The sequence below is a fragment of the Collinsella sp. AM40-7AC genome, from assembly GCF_003468125.1.
Classification (GTDB): domain Bacteria; phylum Actinomycetota; class Coriobacteriia; order Coriobacteriales; family Coriobacteriaceae; genus Collinsella; species Collinsella aerofaciens_O.
The window spans coordinates 66,305-84,702 of record NZ_QSGK01000004.1 but is presented as its reverse complement, the minus strand read 5'-3'; the positions used below and the strand labels follow the sequence as shown (position 1 = coordinate 84,702).

The following is an 18,398-nucleotide window of genomic DNA, read 5'->3' as shown; positions in this document are numbered from 1 at the left end:
AAGCACGCTCGGCCCAAATGCATCGCAAATGACTCCCGCTCGCAAACGAGGGTACAATGACGCTCGTGTCACATCACGGGGCCCCGGCCCCAACATATACAAAGGAGTCATACATGGGTTGCGAGCACGCACAGGCCGCCGGCGGACAAACGTCGCCGTCGCAATTTGAGGAGAACACGCTGTCCGAGGTCAAACGCGTCATCGCCGTGCTTTCCGGCAAGGGCGGTGTCGGCAAGTCGTTTGTCACCGGTGCCATCGCCACCGAGCTTGCCCGTCACGGCCACAAGGTCGGCGTCCTCGATGCCGACATCACCGGTCCCTCTATCCCCAAGATGTTCGGTATGAGCGGACGCCACGTCCATGCCCTTGGCAACCTTATGCTGCCCGAAATCTCCGAGCACGGCGTCAAGGTCATGAGCTCCAACCTTCTGCTCCAAAACGAGACCGACCCCGTCCTTTGGCGCGGTCCGGTCATCGCAGGCGCCATTAGGCAGTTCTGGAGCGAGACCTCGTGGGGCCCCATCGACTACCTGCTGGTCGACATGCCTCCGGGAACAGGCGACGTCGCGCTCACCGTCTTCCAGTCGCTGCCCGTCGACGGCATCGTCATCGTCACGAGCCCGCAGGATCTGGTCTCGATGATCGTCGCCAAGGCGGTCAACATGGCCGAGAAGATGAACGTCCCCATTCTGGGCATTGTCGAGAACATGAGCTATATTGAGTGTCCCGACTGCGGCAAGAAGATCGAGGTCTTTGGCAAGAGCAAGCTCCCCGAGGTCGCAGAGCGCTATAACCTCGACATCTTGGGCCAGCTTCCCATTAATCCGGCACTCGCCGAGGCCTGCGATAAGGGCGAGGTCGAGACCGCACTGCCCGATGGCATGTTGCCCAAGGCAGTCTCTGCCGTCGAGGCCATTACCCCGCACGAGACCGACGAGGCCTAAGTGAACGCGAGCGCCTTCTATGACGTCCTGGTAATCGGCGGCGGGGCTTCAGGCCTCGCCGCCGCCATTACGGCCGCACGAGCTGGCAAAAGCGTCTGCATCGTTGAGCGCGATGTCGCCTGCGGCCTTAAGCTCCTTGCGACCGGCAACGGCCGCTGCAACCTCTCCAACGAATCAATTGATCCACAGCGGTATAACCACCCCGCATTCGTTGAATCCGTTATGGGCCCCCGGCCCGAACAAGAGCTTATGGGTTTCTTCTCCTCGCTGGGCATCATGACAACCTCCGAGGAAGGCCGGCTGTACCCGCGCTCCCTTCGCGCCGAATCGGTGCGCGACACGCTTCTCAACGTTTGCGACCGCCTAGGTATCACCTTAATCTGCGGAGCCAACGTTGCCTCGGCGCACAAAGCTTCCGAAGGCTGGGCACTCCAAATAGACCGTCCAGCGCGGGCGCTCAAGGCAAAAAAGCACGACGACCGAAAATCGGAGCTCCGCTCGCTTCGGAAAGCGCTCGCCGATGTCCCTCGCAAGAACGAGGCCCTGCAGGCACATACCGTAATTATCGCCACGGGCGGCAGCCCCACCGGTATCGCCGATACGTTTAGCCTCCCCCTCACTTCGCTGCGCCCCATCCTCTGCCCCGTATCGGCAACGGTCGTTGGCGATCGGGCGGCACTCAAGACGTTGGATGGTCTGCGCGTCCGCGCCCGCTTGACGCTCACCCGTAACCATAGTGAGCTCTGGCACGAAGACGGTGAAGTACTGTTTCGAGCCTTCGGCATCTCGGGCGTCGCTGTCTTCAACCTCTCCCGTCGTATCCAGCGCGGCGATACGATCCTGCTCGACGTTTTCCCCGACCTCTCTAAAGACGAGCTGCTCGATATGCTCAACCGGCGCGTTAAGCTGCTCGGCGGCTTTTCGCCCCGCGATCCCCGTTGGCTCGACGGCATGCTCGCCCCGCAACTCTCCCGCGTCGTCTGTACAGCGTTCGAGCAGTGCCATCCAGGCTCCAACGATGTCATCCACCTGGTCTCGATCCTCAAGCACTTTAAGTTGCTCGTCGAGGGAACAGCCGAGGAGCGCTCGGCGCAGGTCACGCGTGGTGGCGTATCTGTCGAGAGCATCTCAACACCCAGTCTACGCGCGCGCAGCGTTGTCGACGCCCCGCTTTACGTCTGCGGCGAAGCGCTCGACATCGACGCCGATTGCGGAGGCTTTAACCTTGCGTGGGCCTGGCTCTCGGGCATTCGCGCTGCAAGCAGCTTGTAGCCGCGCAGTCTATAATCAAAAACGCATTCGGGCCGTCTGGGATACCGGACGGCCTCTTTCTTGCCTCTAAGGAGACCTCGATGATCGAAATCACCCAAGTCAACGCGTCGCTCGATGAAGCCGGCGATGAAAATGCCTGCCTCATTGTTGGCAAGCGAGTCGCCAAGCGCGTCTTACGTTGCAAGGACTCCGAGATCAAGTCCATCGAGCTCCACCGCAAGTCAATCGACGCTCGCAAAAAACGAGACGTCCATTTTATCCTGAGCTTTCGTGTTGAGCTGACTAGTCCCCACCTCGAGCGAGAAGCGGTCGACAGCGTCACCGAGCGTGACCGCTCGCGCGTACGCGCGATAGAAGACGATGGGCCTTCATTCCCCTCCCCCGTCTCCGACGCGCCTCAAGAACGCCCCGTCGTTGTCGGCGCCGGATGCGCCGGCCTTTTCGCTGCGCTCACGCTCGCCGAAGCAGGTCTTAAGCCCTTGCTTATCGAGCGCGGCGACCCGGCATTTCGCCGCTCGCAGGCGATCGACCTCTTTCTAAAGGAGCGCATCCTCGACCCCGAGAGCAATATTCAGTTTGGTCTGGGCGGCGCAGGGACCTTCTCGGACGGCAAGCTCAATACGGGAACAAAAAATCCCGTCCATCGCCTTATCCTCGAAACCTTCGTCGAGGCGGGTGCGCCCCGCGATATTCTGTGGGATGCCAAGCCGCACATTGGCTCCGACATCCTTCCCAAGGTTGTCACCGCTATATCCCAGCGCATCGAGCAGCTCGGAGGTGTCGTCCGTTATCGAACGAAGCTCGTCGACATTCGCACCGACGCGTCTGGCGCCATCACCGGTATTGATGTCCAATCGTCCCAAGACGCCACTTACGAGCCAATCGAGACAAGGCACCTCATCCTCGCCTGCGGGCATTCTGCTCGCGATATTTTTGAGCTCCTTAAGGACCACAACGTGGCCCTCGCACAAAAGACCTTTGCCATGGGCGTTCGCATCGAGCATCCGCAACGCGACATCGACAGAGCCCAATATGGAGCCTCGGCGGGACATCCAGCGCTCGGGGCGGCCCCCTACAAACTTGTTGCCCATCTTCCCAACGGCCGCAGCGTGTTCTCGTTTTGCATGTGCCCCGGCGGACAGGTTGTTGCCGCCTCTTCAGAACCGTGCCATCTGTGCGTCAACGGGGCCAGTCTCAATGCCCGCGACGGACGCAACGCAAATGCCGCCCTGCTCGTTAACGTCACGCCTGAGGACCTTCCCAACGATGACCCGCTCGCCGGCATCGAGCTCCAGCGTGCCTGCGAGGCGGCCGCCTATCGCCTGGGCGGTTCCAACTGGAACGCACCGGCACAACTCGTCGGAGATTTCCTCGCAGGACGCGCCAGCAAGGCGCCCGGAAAGGTAAAGCCCACCTATCCGCTCGGTGTGACCTGGACGGCAATTGACGAAGCCCTACCGCAGCATATCGTCGAGTCGCTCCGCCTGGGACTTCCCCTACTCGGAAAAAAGCTACGAGGCTACGACCGCCCCGATGCCGTTCTTACCGGCGTGGAGACTCGTTCGAGCTCACCGGTCACTATCACCCGAGACCGAACGTGCCACGCCGTGTCGACCCCGGGCCTCTACCCTTGTGGTGAGGGAGCTGGATATGCCGGCGGCATCATGAGCGCGGCCACCGACGGCATCCGTTGTGCTGAAGCCCTGATCGCAGACCTCTAACGCACAAATTCCAGCGCGCAAAAGACATAGGCCCCGAGCTCCACAGGGAACTCGGGGCCTGTTCGCTATTTCTTAAACCGTGCACCCTGGCGTTTTCTGCCCGATGCGAACGTGGAACCCTTGCGGGCCTGCGAGCGTAAGCGCTCGATCGTCTCGTCCTCAGACGCACCCTCGAGCATCGCCCGAATCTGAACGACAGCATCGCGCAGGCGCGCCGCCTCCTCAAAGTCCATAGCGGCAGAAGCGTTACGCATATCCTCTTCCATGGTTTCGACGATCCGCACAAGCTCGTCATGCGGCAGTTCTTCCAACTGCTCCGCAAGTGTCTGCTCGGGCGCCACCGTTTCCGGCACACCGCCCTCGCCCGACTCATCGGGCGTATAGAATGCGCCATGGCCAAGAGAGTCGCCCTTCGAGCGTCCCTTGGAGCCCACAGTTTTTTCGGCCTCGGCAATAAAACTTGAGATGTCGTTGATGGCCTTGCGCACTGTCTTGGGCACAATGCCATGTTCTTCGTTATATGCCATCTGAATCTCGCGACGGCGCTGTGTCTCCTCGATGGCCTCTTTCATCGAATCGGTCACAACGTCTGCATACATGATGACTTCGCCATCGGCGTTACGGGCCGCACGGCCAATCGTCTGAATCAGCGAACGGCGGTTGCGCAAGAAGCCTTCCTTATCGGCATCGAGAATTGCCACCAGTGAGACCTCGGGAAGATCCAAGCCCTCGCGAAGCAGGTTGATGCCAACGAGAACATCGATCTTGCCCTCGCGCAGCGTTCGCAGGATCTCGACACGGTCCATTGTCGCCGTATCAGAGTGCATGTAATTGACCTTAATGCCCGCATCAAGTAGATGGTCGGTCAGGTCCTCGGCCATGCGCTTGGTCAACGTAGTCACCAGCACGCGCTCCTTGCGGGCAACGCGCTCGCGAATCTCGTCCTCAAGATCGTCAATCTGACCGCGAACTGGACGCACGTCAATCTTGGGGTCGAGCAGGCCTGTCGGACGAATAATCTGCTCCACGTCGTTTTGGCTCACCCGCAGCTCGTAGTCGCCCGGCGTGGCCGAAACATAGATAAACTGGGGGATCCTTGCCTCAAACTCATCGAAACGAAGCGGGCGGTTATCGAGCGCCGAGGGCAGGCGAAAACCGTGTTCCACCAGCGTCACCTTACGCGAGCGGTCACCTTCGTGCATGCCGCGAATCTGCGGCACCGTCACATGGCTCTCATCGATGATGCAGAGCATATCCTTGGGAAAGTAATCGATTAGGGTAAACGGCGGCTCACCCGGCTTGCGACCGTCCAGATGACGCGAGTAGTTCTCGATGCCGTTGCAAAAGCCCATCGTCTCGAGCATCTCAAGATCATAATCGGTACGCTGCTGCAGACGCTGCGCCTCGAGCAACTTGTCGGTCGCCTTGAGCTCCGCCACGCGCTTCTCGCACTCTTCGCTGATCGATTTCAGAGCCGCCTTGACCTTCGGCTTCTCGGTCACGTAGTGCGATGCCGGCCATACGGGAATGGCCTCGTACTCACGAAGCATCTCACCGGTGACCTCATCGATCTCGGCAATCAGCTCGACCTCGTCGCCAAAGAACTCAAACCGCAACGGATGCTCGGCATAAGGCGGATACACGTCAACAACATCGCCGCGCACGCGGAACGTGCCACGTGCCAGGTCATAGTCATTGCGATCATATTGAATGTCGATAAGTGCATGGATAAAGTCATCGCGCTCGAGCGGCACCTTCTTGTCGACGTTTGGAGCCAGACCCGCATAGTCCTCAGGAGAGCCAATGCCATAGATACACGAGACCGATGCGACAACGATCACATCACGTCGAGAGAGCAGTGACGCGGTCGCCTGATGGCGCAGCATCTCGACCTCTTCGTTAATCGAGGAGTCTTTCTCGATATATGTATCGCTTTGCGGCACATACGCCTCGGGCTGATAGTAGTCGTAGTACGAGACGAAGTAGACCACAGCGTTATTGGGAAAGAACTCTTTGAGCTCGCTCGCAAGCTGAGCGGCGAGCGTTTTATTCGGAGCCATGACAAGGGTCGGCTTACCCAAGGCCTCAATGGTTTTGGCCATCGTAAAAGTCTTACCCGAACCAGTCACACCCAGCAAAACCTGATAGCGGTCTCCGTCCCTCACGCCCCGCACAAGTGACTCAATGGCCTTAGGCTGGGAACCAGCGGGCTCGTATGGAGACACGACCTTAAACGGCACATCAGCGCCCTCAACGCCAAAGCGCTTAAGTTCACCACCAACGCGTTCTACTTCAAATTCCGCCATGGATACTCCTAACTCATACATCTGCAGTATACGCGGGCGGTGGGCTTAGTCCTATACGAACCGATCGGGATAGAGAGTCTTATATCGAACCCAGGCATTATTGACGCGAATCAGATAAGCCTGAGTTTCAGGGAAGGTAATCGCATTATGGAGTGACGTGTTCTGCTGCGCCCATCCGTCGACATTGCCCATACCGGCGTTATAGGCGGCGATGGCACTATCCGTCGACCCGTTGAAATAGGCGAGAAGATACGAGAGGTATGCGCAGCCAAACTCGATATTCGTAGCCGGATCGTTAAGATTGTCGGCCGAATACTCCCCTCCGTCGACAAGGCCCTTGGCGATCATATCCTGGGCAGTCTCGGGCATCAGCTGCATCAATCCCTGAGCACCCTGATTCGACTCGGCCTCGGGGTCCCAATTCGATTCCGACTTAATGACAGCGCACACCAGATACGGATCCAGATTATGCGAAATACTGGATTGCTTTACATAAGCCTCGTAGTCAATCGGATACAGCGGCTTAAAGAAAGCGGCAGGGGCACACGAGTAGACGAGCGAAATAAGGCCGAAGACGAACACAACGGCAAGTGGTGCCACGCGATACCACGTAAAGAAACGTGCCTTAGGCATCGGCCTCCTCCTTATCCGCAGTATCTATAAACCCGTGGCATGCAAGCCATGAGTCAAGCTGCTCAAAGAGCGAATCATCGGCTGCCGAATTATCAATCACCGTTGTAGCGAGATTGCACAGCGCAGACTCATCGGGCTGGCAAGCAGAACGGGCATCGAAATCAGATGGCTCCATGCCACGTTGAATAGCGCGCTCGCGACGAACTGACAAAGGGGCGCTAATGACCAGAATTTCATCAGCCAAGCCAAATGCATCCTCAAAACCAGTCGGAGCAGAAACCTCAACCACCGCAAAGGGGTAACGGGGTGATGAAACCGTACAACAAACCGGATCGAGAATCCTAAGCGAAAGCTGTTCAATCAGAACGGGATGCACAATGCCATTGAGCCGTGCGACCGAATCAGGAGAAGCGAAAGCTCGAGAGGCGAGGATGCTGCGGCGAATGCCGCCTTCCTCATCCAAAATGTCCCAACCGAATTCATCCGCGAGAGCATTGACGATATTAGAGCCCGGCACATACAGCGATTTTGCAAGCTCATCCAGATCGATAAGCATAGCGCCACGAGATTCGAAATAGCGGCAGGCAGTCGACTTACCCGAAGCAATATTGCCCAAGACAAATACGGTAAACATCAAGCCCTCCCTAACGCCAATGCGAGTAATTATCGCTCAAATAAACTAGATGGACTCAAAAAACAGCCAAACAGTAAGAGCGCATACGGGGAAGCTAGGTCCCAAAGCACAACGTGTATATAACGCAAAAAAGGGGGAGGCCGCGAGGCCTCCCCCTTCTTCAAGTCATCCGACGGCTCGGTGCCGTCCACCGGTCAGCGGCGCCCTGGCCTCCCACGGGCTGGCCCCGCAGTACTCTCGGCGCGATGGGGCTTAGCTTCCGGGTTCGGAACGGGACCGGGCGTGCCCCCCATGCTCTGGCCGCTGACCGGTGGGCGGCGCCCACCGTTACGGTGTCCGGGTGTCTACTCACGTGCCCTGGGGGCCGCATGGCGCATAGGGGAGATGACTCGGGGGCATCCTCGTGCCCGGACCGCGCATGAGCGCGAAGTCCCGCGGGCCGCGAGGTGCGGTTCCGGAAGAGCTCGGGCGATTAGTGCGGCTCGGCTGAGGACGTCGCCGTCCTTGCACCTGCCGTCTATCGACCAGGTAGTCTACCTGGGCCCTTACCGGAAGGAGAACTAATCCCTGGAACGGCTTCCCGCTTAGATGCCTTCAGCGGTTATCCGCGCCGCACGCGGCTACCCGGCCGTGCCGTTGGTCGACAACCGGTTCACCGGAGGTGCGTCCACCCCGGTCCTCTCGTACTGGGGGCAGCCTCCATCGATTCTCCTGCGCCCACGGAGGATAGGGACCGAACTGTCTCACGACGTTCTGAACCCAGCTCGCGTACCGCTTTAAACGGCGAACAGCCGTACCCTTGGGACCTGCTCCAGCCCCAGGATGCGATGAGCCGACATCGAGGTGCCAAACCTTGCCGTCGATGTGGACTCTTGGGCAAGATCAGCCTGTTATCCCCGGAGTACCTTTTATCCGTTGAGCGACGGCCCACCCACTCGGGGCCGCCGGATCACTAGAGCCTGCTTTCGCACCTGCTCGGCTTGTTGGCCTCGCAGTCAAGCCCGCTTGTACTCTTGCATTCAAAAGGACGGTTGCCGACCGTCCCGAGCGGACCTTCGCGCGCCTCCGTTACCCTTTAGGAGGCGACCGCCCCAGTCAAACTGCCCGCCTGGCACGGTCCCCGAGCCGGTCGACGGCCTCGGGTTAGGACGCCGGTCGCGCGAGGGCAGTATTCCAAGGGCGGCTCCCCGGGGGCTGGCGCCTCCGGATCTGTGCCTCCTGCCTATCCTCTACACGCGGGACCAGCGGCCAATGCCAAGCTGCAGTGAAGGTTCACGGGGTCTCTCCGTCCTTCCGCGGGTAAGTCGCATCTTCACGACCAGTGCAATTTCACCGGGTCCATGGTCGAGACAGCGCCCAAGTCGTTGCGCCTTTCGTGCAGGTCGGAACTTACCCGACAAGGAATTTCGCTACCTTAGGACCGTTATAGTTACGGCCGCCGTTTACCGGGGCTTGGCTTCGGGGCTTCGCCTTGCGGCTAACTCCTCCGCGTGACCTTCCGGCACCGGGCAGGCGTCAGACCCTATACGTCGCCTTGCGGCTTCTGCAGAGTCCTGTGTTTTTGGTAAACAGTCGCTTGGGCCTCTCCACTGCGGCCCGCCTCCGCTCCCGGAGCAAGTCCGTTCACGTACGCGCGGGCACCCCTTCTCCCGAAGTTACGGGGCCATTGTGCCGAGTTCCTTGACCATGGTTGACCCGATCGCCTCGGTATGTTCTACCCACCCACCTGTGTCGGTTTGCGGTACGGGCGCGCACGCGCCTGCCTAGGGGTTTTTCTAGGGACCTCGGGCTCACTCGCTTCGCTTGATCGCTTCGTCCGGAGCCTCGCCCTCGTGCGGACCGGATTTCCCTGGTCCGCGGGCCGCGCTCCATCACGGGGACGTCCAGAACCCCGCCGAGCCACCCCCATCCGTCGCCCCGTCGGTCGTAGCGCCGCGTGCGCGGTGCAGGAATGTCTGCCTGCTGCGCGTCGGCTACGCCTCCCGGCCTCGCCTTAGCCCCCGACTGACCCTGGGAGGATTAGCCTTGCCCAGGAAACCTCGGGTTCACGGCGGACGAGTTACTCTCTCGTCTCTCGCTACTCATGCCAGCATTCTCACTCCCATGCGCTCCACCGCCGGTCGCCCGGCGGCTTCCCCGCCCATGGGAAGCTCCCCTACCGATTCTGAAAATCAAAATCCCGCCGCTTCGGTGTCCAGCTTAGCCCCGTGTATTGTCGGCGCATGTCCACTCGACCAGTGAGCTGTTACGCACTCTTTGAATGCATGGCTGCTTCTAAGCCAACATCCTGGTTGTCTGGGCGGACGCACATCCTTTGCCACTCGGCTGGAACTTGGGGACCTTAGCGGGCGGTCCGGGCTGTTTCCCTCTCGAGCACACAGCTTAGCCCACATGCTCTGACTGCCGCGCTCTGGGCCGCCGGCATTCGGAGTTCGGTTGGATTCGGTAGGCGGCGAAGCCCCCTCGTCCATCCGGTGCTCTACCTCCGGCGGTGAACGCGCGACGCTAGCCCTAAAGCTATTTCGGGGAGAACGAGATATCTCCGGGTTTGATTGGCCTTTCACCCCTATCCGCAGGTCATCGCCGCCGTTTTCAACCGACGTGCGTTCGGCCCTCCACGGGGTCTTACCCCCGCTTCAGCCTGCCCACGGATAGCTCACCCGGCTTCGCGTCCGCGGCGCGGGACTCAAGTCGCCCTGTTAAGGCTCGCTTTCGCTCCGGCTCCCTTTCGGTTAACCTCGCCCCGCGCCAGCGACTCGCTGGCTCATTCTACAAAAGGCACGCCGTCACACCATATAGGTGCTCCGACTGCTCGTGGGCGCACGGTTTCAGGTACTGTTTCACTCCCCTCCCGGGGTGCTTTTCACCTTTCCCTCACGGTACTGGTGCGCTATCGGTCACAGGGTAGTACTCAGGCTTGGATGGTGGTCCACCCAGGTTCGGACCGGGTTTCACGTGCCCGGCCCTACTCAGGGACCGCGTCGCGCCGTCCGGTCTGGGTTCGCGTACGGGGCTGTCACCCGCTGCGGCCGGCCCTCCCATGCCGTTCCGCTCCCCAGCCGGACCTGCGCCCGGGGGCGGCAGCCCCCGGATGCGCGGCCCTGCAACCCCGTCGGCGGAACCCCTGCCGGGTACGCCCGCTCGACGGTTTGGCCATCGGTCCCCTTTCGCTCGCCGCTACTCGGGGAGTCTCGAGATTGATTTCCTCTCCTCCGGGTACTTAGATGTTTCAGTTCCCCGGGTTGTCCTCCCGGCCCCTATGTGTTCAGGGTCGGGATATCCGTACTGCTACGGATGGGTTCGCCCATTCGGAGACCCCCGGGTCGAAGGATGTGTGCTCCTCGCCGGGGATTATCGCAGCTTGCCGCGTCCTTCATCGGCTCCCTGTGCCAAGGCATCCGCCGTGCGCCCGTGGTATCTTGCGGGACCGCTCTCGGGCCCGCGGGATATCCACGTGTCGCTAAAATTAATTAATCGATATCATGAATAGCGCTCGTATGTCGCAATTCGGGTATCTCATACCGCGGCACAGTAGTTGACTGTGCTCGCGATCAGATGCTCCTCACTCATATATAAGTGAATTCTTCTTGTTTGGATCGGATGAATGATTGCTATCATTCTGTCTGATAAATCGCAGAAAAGAATCGAGTCTGGAAGATTCGGATCTTCCATCTCTCTCCTATCGCTATGCGGCTCTCAAGGTACGCGGGTGCGACCCCGGGGACCGGGTGCTGCGGGGAATCATCCTGGCGGACATCTACCGGACGGGCTCCTGCCCTCTATTCGAGTTAAAGTGTTTTCTCTCTAAGAATGTATCTCCCTAGAAAGGAGGTGATCCAGCCGCACCTTCCGGTACGGCTACCTTGTTACGACTTCACCCCCCTCACCCTCCACACCTTCGGCGCCTCCCCCCTCTCGGTTGGGCCGGCGACTTCGGGTGCAGACGACTCGGGTGGTGTGACGGGCGGTGTGTACAAGGCCCGGGAACGCATTCACCGCGGCATGCTGATCCGCGATTACTAGCAACTCCGACTTCATGGGGGCGGGTTGCAGCCCCCAATCCGAACTGGGGCCGGCTTTCCGGGATCCGCTCCCCCTCGCGGGGTGGCATCCCTCTGTACCGGCCATTGTAGCACGTGTGCAGCCCAGGGCATAAGGGGCATGATGACTTGACGTCGTCCCCGCCCTCCTCCGCCTTGACGGCGGCGGTCCCGCGTGGGTTCCCGGCATCACCCGATGGCAACACGCGGCGGGGGTTGCGCTCGTTGCGGGACTTAACCCAACATCTCACGACACGAGCTGACGACAGCCATGCACCACCTGTATGGGCTCCTCTCGGCCACGGGGTCTCCCCCGCTTCACCCATATGTCAAGCCCTGGTAAGGTTCTTCGCGTTGCTTCGAATTAAGCCACATGCTCCGCTGCTTGTGCGGGCCCCCGTCAATTCCTTTGAGTTTTAGCCTTGCGGCCGTACTCCCCAGGCGGGACGCTTAATGCGTTGGCTGCGGCACGGGGGGATCGTCCCCCCACACCTAGCGTCCATCGTTTACGGCTGGGACTACCAGGGTATCTAATCCTGTTCGCTCCCCCAGCTTTCGCGCCTCAGCGTCGGTCTCGGCCCAGAGGGCCGCCTTCGCCACCGGTGTTCCACCCGATATCTGCGCATTCCACCGCTACACCGGGTGTTCCACCCTCCCCTACCGGACCCAAGCCGCGGAGGTTCCGGGGGCTTCGGGGGGTTGAGCCCCCCGCTTCGACCCCCGGCCTGCCGGGCCGCCTACGCGCGCTTTACGCCCAATGAATCCGGATAACGCTCGCCCCCTACGTATTACCGCGGCTGCTGGCACGTAGTTAGCCGGGGCTTCTTCTGCAGGTACAGTCTTGACTCTTCCCTGCTGAAAGCGGTTTACGACCCGAAGGCCTCCGTCCCGCACGCGGCGTCGCTGCGTCAGGGTTCCCCCCATTGCGCAAGATTCCCCACTGCTGCCTCCCGTAGGAGTCTGGGCCGTGTCTCAGTCCCAATCTGGCCGGTCGGTCTCTCAACCCGGCTACCCGTTGTCGGCACGGTGGGCCGTCACCCCGCCGTCTACCTGATGGGCCGCGGAGCCATCCCCTCCCGTCGGGGCTTTAGCCGGGGTGCCATGCGGCACCCCGGGGTATCCGGTATTACCCGTCCTTTCGGGCGGCTATCCCGGGGGAGGGGGCAGGTTCTCCACGTGTTACTCAGCCGTTCGCCACTCGCTTCCACCCGGAGGTGGGTGCCGTTCGACTTGCATGTGTTAGGCGCGCCGCCAGCGTTCATCCTGAGCCAGGATCGAACTCTCCGTCCAAAATATTCTGGGCTTCGAGCCCGTCCGGTCCTCTCAGTCCATCGCTGATCGGTTCCGTTCGATTCATATGGTTTTAGTATAGGAAAAGGAATTTCTCGGGGCCGCCTCTCGGCGGCCTTGCGAAAAACAAATCCAAGTTAGACCATTTCAAATGGTTCGATGTCTGCCCGGATGCGACACTGGAGTCAGTGTCCATCCTCGCAGTATCCGGTTCTCAAGGTGCACGCCCCGCGGCTGATCCGGTCCGACCGGGCCGCGCGGCAAGGAGATATATTGCCAGACCGCGAAGCCCTGTGGGACGTCAATTCCACTCTTCACAAGTCCTACACAACATATTGCTTTCTATAGGTAATAGAAAGACTGGTGCGGATCTTCCGCACGTATCAGATGATGACCCTTTGGTTCAGGAATATATCGAGATCGGTCACCTGTATGTGTTTATTTACCCGCGCTTTTAGCAATGTAAACCGCGCTTCAGATAAAAAGAGGGAGCGCCGCGCACAACGCGACACTCCCCTAGCGATTCAAGAGAATCTATTAGGCCTCGAGAGCCTTCTTGGCGATGGTAGCCAGCTCGTTGAAGGACTCGATGTCCTCGTAAGCCATCTGAGCCAGGACCTTGCGGTCGAGCTCGATGCCGGCAACCTTCAGGCCGTGCATGAACTGAGAGTAAGAGATGTCGTTCAGGCGAGCAGCAGCGTTGATACGAGTGATCCAGAGAGAACGGATCTCGCGCTTCTTGTTGCGGCGATCACGATACTGATACTGCAGGGAGTGCTGGACCTGCTCTTTAGCATGCTTGTAAGTACGCGAAGCGGCACCGTAGTAACCCTTCGCACGGTGCATAACGGTACGGCGCTTCTTCTTGGCGGCAACAGCGCGCTTAATACGTGCCATGTTCTATCAACTCCTAGACGGTAAAACGAAAAACGGGAACGCGAACTTAGGCGAGACGCGACTTGATGACCTTGCGGTCGGCAGCGGCGATCTCGGTCTCCTGACGGAAGCCACGCTTACGCTTGGTGGACTTCTTGCTCAGGATGTGGCTCTTGAAAGCCTTGGCGCGCATAAGCTTGCCGGTACCAGTCTTGCGGAAACGCTTCTTGGTGCCGCTGTGGGACTTCATCTTAGGCATGAAATACTCCTTAATCGGTTACAGAACACTAGTTACTTGGTATCGCTTGCCGCTTTATCCTCATCGAAGGCGCCCTTAATCGGGGCGAGCAGCATAAGCATGTTACGGCCTTCCATTTTAGGCTTGGACTCGACCGTAGCGTAAGGCTTGAGATCCTCGGCGAGACGCTCGAGAACGTTAAGGCCCTGCTCCGGGTGAGCCATCTCACGGCCGCGGAACATGATGGTGATCTTAACGCGTGCGCCCTTCTTGAGGAAACGCAGAACGTGGCCCTTCTTGGTCTCGTAGTCGCCAACGTCGATCTTGGGTCGGAACTTCATTTCCTTGACCTCGACCTTGGACTGGTTCTTACGAGCAGCCTTGGCCTTCATGGCCTGCTGGTACTTGAACTTACCGTAGTCCATGACCTTGCAGACCGGCGGCTCCGCGTTGGGAGCGATCTCGACCAGGTCGAGACCCTGATCGTCGGCGACGCGCTGGGCATCGCGGATGGCGAACAGGCCGAGCTGAGAGCCATCGACGCCAATCAAACGGCACGAAGATGCAGTGATCTCGTCGTTGATGCGGGTGTCATCAGACTTAGCTATTTTCCCTACCTCCATTCATAAAAAAATAACCCGGCGCTTCTTTGCAACCAGGTCGTACACATAGACATCCTCAATATGAGGAAGGGAATCTAAGTTGTATGACCAGTCAGCTGCTCATTGGCGCCAAAAGGTGGGAGCCCTCGGGTTCCTCTTTAGGGCATTGCGGGAACAACGCCTTGCGAATAATAACACGTACTGCGCGTTATCACATTACGTACACGAAAAAGGGGGCCTTGACCCCCTTGAACGCTCACTCGCATGTATGGTGCCCGAGGCGAGACTCGAACTCGCACGTTGTTGCCAACGGTGGATTTTGAGTCCACTGCGTCTGCCAATTCCGCCACTCGGGCACGTAATGCGTGAGTTAGTTTATCACAGCTTTCTGTTGATTAGTCCGAAAATGGAACTTCAAGCATTTCGATGAGTTCGACCGAGCGGAGCATCTCGCGCCGACGGCATCCGCGACCGTTGACCGAAGCCTCACCCATCTGGTTATCGTAAGGGTCCTCGCGCATGCCGTCGAAAGCAGGCACAAATTCAGCCTGGAATCGATTATTGGCCACCATGCGCCACGGGTCGAGATTGCCAAAGTAGTGACGACGACGCCACTCCTCCCCCATCCTGCGTGCCGAGGAACCAAACGATACGTCGGCGTTAAGCCAACCGGTCTGTGGAGTATAGAACTCAGCCCAATCGTGCGGCCCCACCGAATCGGGCGCAACATACAGGCCGCTCTGCCAACGGGCAGGAACGCCCGCGATGCGGCACATGGTGATAAACGTGAGCGCCATAATGCCGCAATCGCCGCGGAGCGAGTGCGCACAGTCATCGGCAATAGATCCCAAAAGCAGGTACGGCGGCTGATAGCGATAGTCGATATGCTGCGTCAGGTAATCATAGATAGCACGGGCGCGATCGAGCGGATCCTCGAGCCCGTCAATGACACGGGCCGTCAGCTGCTGCAGATACGGCGTGAATGCAATGTGCGGACGGTCCTCGGAGGTGTCCACGGGCAGTGGCACGTCCATGCAAGGATGCACCGGAAGCGCACCCCCATAGACATCACGATAAGCGGCATCAATTTGATAGCGATAGGTCACCGAGAATGAGCGCTCACTCGAAGAAGACCACGAGGCGGTACGCGCCGAAGCATTCGCGGGGGCAACAGCACCCTCCGGCGTCATATCGAGAACCTCGATATGAGACTGTTGACGACAGGCGGCGGCAACGGGTAGCCACGAGCGAACAGTCTCTCCCTCCAGAGCACCAGGAACAGACACGCATGCCTTGAGCGTAATGGCGCGAGACAGCCCGCCTTGCGATTCCATCTCCTTAAGCATCTGATTGCGCAGCGCCATACCATCCGTAGAATCGGGGCGCAGACCCGGAACCTCCTTGGGATACACGCGCAAAGAATCAAGGAAGTTGTCGAGAACGAACAGCTCGCCATCGATAAAGCGCCAGTCAATACGCTTACGATTAATCAGGTCATCAAACTGCTCTTCGATAAACTCTGGCCACTCCTCGCGAATCATCGCAATAGCCTGATCGCGCGACACCGAAAAATGAAGCGGCGTCTCGAGCATGCGATACCGCTCGGCACGAACACAAGCAGCCAGCGAAGGCTCGGGGTTCTGCTCCAAAAGGCGATCGCAGGCAGCAACAGCCTGCGTCAAATACCCGGCATCCTTAAGACGAAGAATCTCAGGCGGTAGCCCAATATCGAGATGGCGAAAATCATCACTGCAAACATCAACAGAGCAGCCAACAGGACCCTCGTCAATAACCTTCCCATCCGAAGGCAGTACATTAATAACAGCCATACCAAAACTCCAAGTCACTAGAACGCTTGAAGCCCATTGTAGCGAGATAAAAAGAAAGCCCCAACAAGGGAGCCATCAACACCGCTGAACGGTAACCATATAACTAAAATCAGACCAGTAACCCTGTAGCAAGTTAACAAAGGAGGCCCCGTTTCCCCGGAGCTGATTCCGTCGCGCGACTTCTGGCGAAGCCAGGTGAGCGCGAGGGAAACAGCGTAGGGGAAACGGGGCCTCCGGCGGGAAGTTAAACCGCTACTTACGCCTTGTTGACGGAGCCAAACTCCTCCATGAGCTCCTTGGTGCGAGCAACAATGTTGTCGCGACCAGGCTTGAGGAGCTTGCGGGGGTCGAAGCCCTTGCCCTGCTGATCCTTGCCAGCCTCGATGTACTCGCGGACGCCCTTGGCGAAGACGAGCTGCAGGTCGGTGTTGACGTTGATCTTGGAGATGCCCAGGGAGATGGCCTTCTTGATCTGATCCTCGGGGATGCCGGTGCCACCGTGCAGGACGAGGGGCAGGTCGCCGGTCTGGGCCTTGATCTCGCCCAGACGCTCGAAGGAAAGACCGGCCCAGTCGGCGGGATACACGCCGTGGATGTTGCCGATGCCGCAGGCGAGGAAGTCAACGCCCAGATCAGCAATCTGCTTGCACTCAGCGGGGTCAGCGAGCTCGCCGTTGGAGGTCACGCCGTCTTCGGTACCGCCGATGCCGCCGACCTCGGCCTCGATGGACATGCCCTTGGAGTGGGCAAGCTCAACGAGCTCCTTGGTGCGGTCGAGGTTAAGCTGGAAGGTCTCCTCGTGAGAGCCGTCATACATGATGGACGTGAAGCCGGCCTCGATGCACTTGAAGCAGTCCTCGTAAGAACCGTGATCGAGGTGAAGGGCGACGGGAACGGTAACGCCCGTGGCCTCGACGGCAGCCTTGACCATGTCGGCGCAGACCTTGAAACCGCCCATCCACTTAGCGGCACCAGCGGTGCACTGAAGGATCAGCGGAGACTTGGCCTCCTCGGCGGCCTGGAGAATAGCCAGGGTCCACTCGAGGTTGTTGGTGTTGAAGGCACCAAGACCGTACTTGCCGGCCTCGGCCTTCTTGAGCATGTCTGCTGCGTTGACGAGCATAAAAGAAACCTCCTGTAAGGTTGCTCCGATAACGCCTGAGATTTTACCACGGCGCACCCGAGCATAAACGTTCGTTTGTTCACGAATATCGTCCAAACAGACTTTTTTTTGACCGTTTGCCCTACGAAATCGACCCGTTGGGGAAAAATAGCTTGACGTTTGGACGCTTCTCGTGCTTCAAAAGCCGACTATTAAGCTACATCTGCATGAAAGGGTTCTGAATGAGTTCGCGTGCCATGGTGGTCGAATCGCCATGACCGGTTAGGCAAACGGTATCGGGCGGGAGAAGCCGGGCGAGCTTGGAGAGCGAGCGCAGAATCGCCGCCTCGTCTCCTCCAGAAAGATCGGTGCGGCCGTGCCCACCCGGAAACAGGGTGTCGCCCACAAAGGCAATGTTCCCCTGCTCGGTGGCAGCAAACAAGACGATCCCGCCCGGCGTATGCCCTGGCGTCTCGATCACCTGCAGGTAGATATCGCCCACCTCGATAGCATCTCCCTCGGCGAGCAGGTGCGTCGGCTCCCCGGGGTCAGGCGTCTCAATGCCCCACATAGCTCGCTGTTCCTCGATGTTCGCATGCGGCACCGCCACATCCTTAGCACACAGCTCATACTGGCAGCCCTCGCCAACGGTGGTTCGCACGCCTGCAACACCACCAACATGATCGGCATGGCCATGAGTGCATACGGCGCCAAACACGCGTACGCCGGGATGCTCGGCTCGAATATGCTCCACCAGGCGTTCGCCTTCCCATGCGGGATCGATAATCACGCACTCATTATCCGAAATAACAGCATAGCTATTGGTCTGAATGGGACCGTTTACGAGCGTCTCGATCTCGACCGATCCCTTGGGAGTTAAATCCAAGGACACAGCACTCATGTCCCTCTCC

The 18,398-nt window shown here is 59.3% G+C and carries 12 protein-coding genes, 1 tRNA gene and 3 rRNA genes; 3 read left to right on the top strand and 13 right to left on the bottom strand.

From position 1 onward, the window contains the following. The first annotated feature begins 113 nt into the window (after positions 1 to 113). From DW892_RS04605 to DW892_RS04595, 3 genes are all read left to right on the top strand, one after another. Complete coding sequence (locus DW892_RS04605) at positions 114 to 944, top strand: Mrp/NBP35 family ATP-binding protein (RefSeq protein ID WP_022094864.1); 831 nt, start codon at positions 114 to 116, stop codon at positions 942 to 944. Next, positions 945 to 2,216, top strand: a complete 1,272-nt coding sequence (locus tag DW892_RS04600; protein ID WP_117766034.1) for an NAD(P)/FAD-dependent oxidoreductase — start codon at positions 945 to 947, stop codon at positions 2,214 to 2,216. Positions 2,217 to 2,296: 80 nt separating this feature from the next. After that, positions 2,297 to 3,937, top strand: coding sequence for an NAD(P)/FAD-dependent oxidoreductase (locus DW892_RS04595; protein ID WP_117766032.1), 1,641 nt, complete (start codon positions 2,297 to 2,299; stop codon positions 3,935 to 3,937). Positions 3,938 to 4,002: 65 nt separating this feature from the next. Here DW892_RS04595 and uvrB read toward each other — a convergent pair whose 3' ends face one another. The 13 genes from uvrB to DW892_RS04530 form a co-directional block, all read right to left on the bottom strand. Continuing rightward, positions 4,003 to 6,243: an excinuclease ABC subunit UvrB gene (gene uvrB, locus DW892_RS04590; protein ID WP_117746698.1), complete on the bottom strand. Its 2,241-nt coding sequence runs from the start codon at positions 6,241 to 6,243 to the stop codon at positions 4,003 to 4,005. Positions 6,244 to 6,294: 51 nt separating this feature from the next. Further along, on the bottom strand, positions 6,295 to 6,876 hold the full coding sequence (locus tag DW892_RS04585) for a lytic transglycosylase domain-containing protein (RefSeq protein ID WP_117766030.1): 582 nt from the start codon (positions 6,874 to 6,876) through the stop codon (positions 6,295 to 6,297). Then, entirely contained in the window at positions 6,869 to 7,510 is a 642-nt protein-coding gene (gene coaE, locus DW892_RS04580) for a dephospho-CoA kinase (protein ID WP_117766028.1), read from the bottom strand. The genes DW892_RS04585 and coaE overlap by 8 nt, the downstream gene beginning before the upstream one ends. Positions 7,511 to 7,702: 192 nt before the next feature. After that, positions 7,703 to 7,818, bottom strand: a 5S ribosomal RNA gene (gene rrf, locus DW892_RS04575). A gap of 144 nt (positions 7,819 to 7,962) precedes the next feature. Then, positions 7,963 to 10,935, bottom strand: a 23S ribosomal RNA gene (locus tag DW892_RS04570). A 399-nt stretch (positions 10,936 to 11,334) separates the two neighbouring features. Further along, positions 11,335 to 12,840, bottom strand: a 16S ribosomal RNA gene (locus DW892_RS04565). The 16S, 23S and 5S rRNA genes sit together here, the layout of an rRNA operon. A 537-nt stretch (positions 12,841 to 13,377) precedes the next feature. Beyond that, the gene (rplT, locus tag DW892_RS04560; protein WP_006234421.1) at positions 13,378 to 13,737 is read right to left on the bottom strand and encodes a 50S ribosomal protein L20; all 360 of its coding nucleotides are present in this window, start codon (positions 13,735 to 13,737) and stop codon (positions 13,378 to 13,380) included. 46 nt (positions 13,738 to 13,783) lie between these two features. Beyond that, a complete protein-coding gene (rpmI, locus tag DW892_RS04555) occupies positions 13,784 to 13,975 on the bottom strand; it encodes a 50S ribosomal protein L35 (RefSeq protein WP_006234422.1) in 192 nt (63 codons plus the stop codon). Positions 13,976 to 14,007: 32 nt separating this feature from the next. Continuing rightward, positions 14,008 to 14,577: a translation initiation factor IF-3 gene (gene infC / locus DW892_RS04550; protein ID WP_006234423.1), complete on the bottom strand. Its 570-nt coding sequence runs from the start codon at positions 14,575 to 14,577 to the stop codon at positions 14,008 to 14,010. Between the two features lie 248 nt (positions 14,578 to 14,825). After that, positions 14,826 to 14,912, bottom strand: a tRNA-Leu gene (locus tag DW892_RS04545). A 39-nt stretch (positions 14,913 to 14,951) separates the two neighbouring features. Next, positions 14,952 to 16,385 carry a transglutaminase-like domain-containing protein gene (locus DW892_RS04540; RefSeq protein ID WP_117766026.1) on the bottom strand — a complete coding sequence of 478 codons (1,434 nt, stop codon included), beginning with the start codon at positions 16,383 to 16,385 and terminating at the stop codon, positions 14,952 to 14,954. A gap of 256 nt (positions 16,386 to 16,641) precedes the next feature. Further along, on the bottom strand, positions 16,642 to 17,508 hold the full coding sequence (fba, locus tag DW892_RS04535) for a class II fructose-1,6-bisphosphate aldolase (RefSeq protein ID WP_117766024.1): 867 nt from the start codon (positions 17,506 to 17,508) through the stop codon (positions 16,642 to 16,644). A gap of 196 nt (positions 17,509 to 17,704) precedes the next feature. Continuing rightward, complete coding sequence (locus DW892_RS04530) at positions 17,705 to 18,388, bottom strand: MBL fold metallo-hydrolase (RefSeq protein ID WP_117766022.1); 684 nt, start codon at positions 18,386 to 18,388, stop codon at positions 17,705 to 17,707. Between the last annotated feature and the right edge of the window lie 10 nt (positions 18,389 to 18,398).